Source organism: Ichthyenterobacterium magnum (assembly GCF_003610635.1).
Classification (GTDB): Bacteria; Bacteroidota; Bacteroidia; order Flavobacteriales; family Flavobacteriaceae; genus Ichthyenterobacterium; species Ichthyenterobacterium magnum.
Map to the genome: position 1 here is coordinate 1 of NZ_RAQJ01000012.1, position 4,732 is coordinate 4,732.

A 4,732-nucleotide genomic window follows, 5' to 3' on the forward strand; every position below is an offset into this window, starting at 1 on the left:
GGTTTAACCCCTAAGATGGAACACATTTACTTTAAGGACGGGAGTGCGAAGCACGAAGTAATTAAAGTTCGCCTTTGGCGAATGTGTTCCATCGTGTTTGTATATGGTTTGTTGCGTGGTTTAAGCACTAAATTTAGCAAATAAAAACCGAATAGAAAATCCGCGAGGATTTTCGTAAGTAGGCTAGAACCAGCAATAAATTATATACGGTGTTGTAATGCGTTTTTATTCAAAATATTCTATTTTCCTGGTCCATTCAAATAGTCTTTCTCCATTAATAATTTTTGTCTGTTTAATCCAATTATTTTTATCGTCAAATATGTATTCAAATTCTACCTTATGTGTTCCGCGTTCATCGATATAGATAAGTTCGATTGGGAATTCGTGATAATCATATGAAAATACTAAATTTTGGTTGTTATCTGGATATTTAGGAAAAGTGAATGTTTCTTTTACTTTTCTTTGATTTTCATCGTACTCATACTTTTTAAAACTAGTAATAGAGTCATTACCATCATAATAATAAAATTCAGATAATAAATTATTGTCGTATATTGATATTTCTTTTTTGTATAAGACAGGTGTGTTCTTGTCTTTAAAGTCAGGATTGTATGAATATTTCTCTATGATTCTATCTTTTTCATCATACACAAATTCACGACTTATCATATCGCTTCCTTTTTCAGTTCGTTTCTGTCTGCTACCTTTTTTTGTCTTTACCCAAATAAATGGTGAATGATTTATTGTTTTAATTTTTCTATTTTTATCATCGTAATTATATAGCGTTCCGTAATCAGTTCCGTGTTCGTCAAAGTTTCTAATTTCAATTAGGTTACCAACTGAATCATAGTATTTTTCTGTTCTTCTAATCTCTTTTGGATAATCGGAATTATAGTATTCATATTCCGAAACCAAGTTATCATTATTGTATTTATATTTTTGTGTAGAATAACTACTATCAGCACTTATTGTTTTTATGAGTATGAGATTATTATTTTCATCGTAAGTATAACTTGAATTAGATTCTTGGTAAGAATTGTATTTATGAGTATTAATTTCACCTAATTGATTGTAAGAATATTCATTATAGCGAATTGTATCTTGTTTTTTATTAAACCATATTTCTTTTAGTACTTTATTGTCTTGGTCAAACTCTTTATAATAATTAATGTAGTGAACCCAATAAGTATTGTACCACCAATTATGGAATCTACTAAAAGTGTATTCCGCATTCATAAATCCGTTATGCCCATAATCTCCTTCTGAACTAAATAATTTTCTGTTTTGATGATTTTCTTTCAGAAATGAAAGTTGTTCTCTAATCGATTTTACTTTTCCATAAATCGTATCCTTTTGTTGGGAAAACGAATATGAGGAAACGAGTAGAATTAAGAGTACGATGGTATATTTTTTGGTCATAGTTGATTATTTTCTACAAATCTAACTCTCATTTTATAATTTTAATAAGTCTAATTAGTTAGTCTATCTATTTTGGAAGTAAAGTGGTTTGTTGGTTTAGGCAAATGCATTACAACTTAGGGGTTAAACGTAGTTCAGCTATGATAACGAAGATACAATAAAATGGATAACAATTCTATGATAAGCCTCTTCCTTATAAAATCATGGAATTGTTCATCAATTAGAAGATGTTAATCATCGTTAATTGCCATTTTATTTTATTGGGAGTTAGAGAAGCTGTACCAAATTACTTTTAACCGACGATGTTACACGTTTTAGCTCGAAGCTTGCTAAAGGCGATATACTTATATTTAGTTCTAACTAGTAATTTGGTTTAACCCCTAAGATGGAACACATTTACTTTAAGGATGGGAGTGCGAAGCACGAAGTAATTAAAGTTCGCCTTTGGCGAATGTGTTCCATCGTGTTTGTGTATGATTTCGTTGCGTGTTTAAGCAATAAAGTTAGCAAATAAATCACAGATAGAAAGTACGCGAGGACTTTCGTAAGTAGGCTATAACTAGCAATGAATTATACACGGTGTTGTAAAACGTTTTTATTTCATTATTTCTCCGATTAAATCTTTGTCGACTTTTTCGGTATTCAGTTTTATATATCGATAGGATTTTACTTTAGAATTTTCAAGTTCCAAAATCAAAATTCTGTTTTTATTCGAGTAGGCAATTCCATTCTCAAAATTCAGATAGTCTACTCCGAATTCAGATTCCAATTCCGTCTTTGTTAGTCCAATGAGATTAGCTTTCCCTAAATCCAAATCCTTATTAAAAATTCTTAATTCAATCAGAATTTCAGTTTCGTCTTCGTAAGTATGTTTGTTCTTTCCGTGTTTAAACACTACTATTTGGTCAATTCTTTTTGAGTCAGTAAAATTTTCAATAGGATAATTATAAGTATAGAATATTGAATCTTTAATTTTTGGCTCAAAGTAGTAATCTGTTCCATTGCTTACGCCTGTGGTAGTGTAATTTCTGTCTTTTGATTTTTTAAATTTTTGTAATTCGATTGGATTTTCAAGTAAAGAAATCAGATTTTGATTTTTCAGATACTTTTCTTTTTCAGCTTTATCTGGTTCAGGAACCAATTCAAATCTGTCCGAATTCGATTCATTGGATTTTCTTTCAGTTACATCTTTGCAACTAAAAAAAACAAGAAATAATATCGTTAAAATTCCAATTTTCATTGTTTGGGTAAATGTTTTACAACGTGTTCGTGTATGATTATGTTACGGGAAATCGGTTACGATTTTCCGATGAAGACACAAGTTAATTAATTCCGAGGAATTTCCGATGTGGAAATTCAGAAGTAATTAATTATACACGTTGTTGGCATTTCGTTTTATATTCTTTTCTTCAACAAATACTCTGTTTGCAATTTCAGTTCGTCGTAGCCAGACTTATTTAATTCTATTATTCTTGACTTAAGTTCTCTGTCAAACCATTCTTGAGTAAAACCTTTAATTACAAAACGTGGATAACGCATCTGTTGAATTGCATCTAATTGTCTATAAATTTCATTACTAAAAATCGCCTCTTTTAACCCAATTAAAGGTGTCCAATTTTCTTCTCTATTTTTCCACCATTCTTTTGCCCTATCAATTATAACATCTAATTCTTTAAACTTTTGCCTTTTAAAATTCACATTGTGCTTGCCTGTATTGATGTAATCTGCATAATTGTCTTTATGCAATTCCATTAGTTCTTTTTCTGTTATCACATTTTCTGTAAATCCGAAATATTGTGACGTAAGATTTTCCATTGCCCAGCCAGCACGAATTGCAATCCAGTCTATATCATAGTCAATTACCCAACCATGTCCCCAAAATTCAGTTGCACCTGGATAAATTAAATCCGCTGTGTTTTGCAGCTTTTCAAATGCTTTTGGATTGTTCATTAACTTTAGTAAATCAGGAATTATAGGTTTTCCGATATTGAGTAAACTGTCTTTCGCTTTAAATACTTTTTCCCATTCGGATGAAATAAAATCAGAAATCAATTCAGGATATTCAAATTCGGACATATCAAATATCTCAACTTTTGATTCTGATTTTTGGGCATTACAATTTAAAATACAGGTGAAAATTATAATGTAATATATATGTTTCATAAGTCGTCTAAAAATGAATGCCAACTTAGGGGTTAAACGTAGTTCAGCTATGATAACGAAGATACAATAAAATGGATAACAATTCTATGATAAGCCTCTTCCATATAAAATCATGGAATTGTTCATCAATTAGATGATGTTAATCATCGTAAATTGCCATTTTATTTTATTGGGAGTTAGAGAAGCTGTACCAAATTACTTTTAACCGACGATGTTACACGTTTTAGCTCGAAGCTTGCTAAAGGCGATATACTTATATTTAGTTCAAACTAGTAATTTGGTTTAACCCCTAAGATGGAACACATTTACTTTAAGGACGGGAGTGCGAAGCACGAAGTAATTAAAGTTCGCCTTTGGCGAATGTGTTCCATCGGTTTTGTGTATGATTAGTGGCGTGTTTAAGCCACTAATTTAGCAAATACAAACCGAATAGAAAATCCGCGAGGATTTTCGTAAGCAAGCTCGAACTAGCCATTAATTATACACGTTGTTGTGCACTGGCTTTTAAGTTCCGTTTAAATGTATCTACGTTTTTTTGATTTCCGCCAAAAAATGATGGTTGATTTAATTTGCAGATACTATTAATTAATACCTTATTTCCTTTCTTAATTATAGTTATTTGTTCGCCCCAACTAAATAAAGTATTCCAAGAATAAGCAAATAAATAATTCCCTTCGTTTCTAATAATTCTCCAATCCAACTCTTTTGCGGTAAGTTCAATCGCATTTTTAAAATGTTTAGACTCAACTTTTTGGTCTAACACTTTAAATTTCAAAGTCCAATATTTGTATACAAATCCGATTATAGAGAGAGATAAAAACACCCAAACAAGTCCAAGTCCATCAATAATTCGTTCGTAAACAATTTCATTATTTGTTAAACGAGCTTCGATAATAAAGTATAAATTGATTATTGGAACTGTTAAGAAAAAAATCGCTGGTGAGTAATGCCAAAAAACGTCCCACTTTTTTAATTTCAGGCGTTCAGTTTCGGTCATTTCTTTGATATCAGATTTCAACATTAATTTTCAGTTCGATTTTTGTCAGCTTGTGCACAACTTAGGGGTTAAACGTAGTTCAGCTATGATAACGAAGATACAATAAAATGGATAACAATTCTATGATAAGCCTCTTCCTTATAAAATCATGGA

At 30.7% G+C, this 4,732-nt stretch carries 4 protein-coding genes; all 4 read right to left on the reverse strand.

Annotated features, from left to right (window positions below):
- Nucleotides 1–225: 225 nt before the first annotated feature.
- A complete protein-coding gene (locus tag BXY80_RS13810; RefSeq protein WP_120202939.1) occupies nt 226–1,419 on the reverse strand; it encodes a hypothetical protein in 1,194 nt (397 codons plus the stop codon).
- A gap of 595 nt (nt 1,420–2,014) precedes the next feature.
- Nucleotides 2,015–2,659 carry a hypothetical protein gene (locus BXY80_RS13815; protein WP_120202941.1) on the reverse strand — a complete coding sequence of 215 codons (645 nt, stop codon included), beginning with the start codon at nt 2,657–2,659 and terminating at the stop codon, nt 2,015–2,017.
- 155 nt (nt 2,660–2,814) lie between these two features.
- A complete protein-coding gene (locus BXY80_RS13820) occupies nt 2,815–3,582 on the reverse strand; it encodes a hypothetical protein (protein WP_120202943.1) in 768 nt (255 codons plus the stop codon).
- A gap of 478 nt (nt 3,583–4,060) precedes the next feature.
- Nucleotides 4,061–4,603 (reverse strand): hypothetical protein, encoded by a 543-nt coding sequence (locus tag BXY80_RS13825; protein WP_120202945.1) that lies wholly within the window; start codon nt 4,601–4,603, stop codon nt 4,061–4,063.
- Nucleotides 4,604–4,732 lie beyond the last annotated feature (129 nt).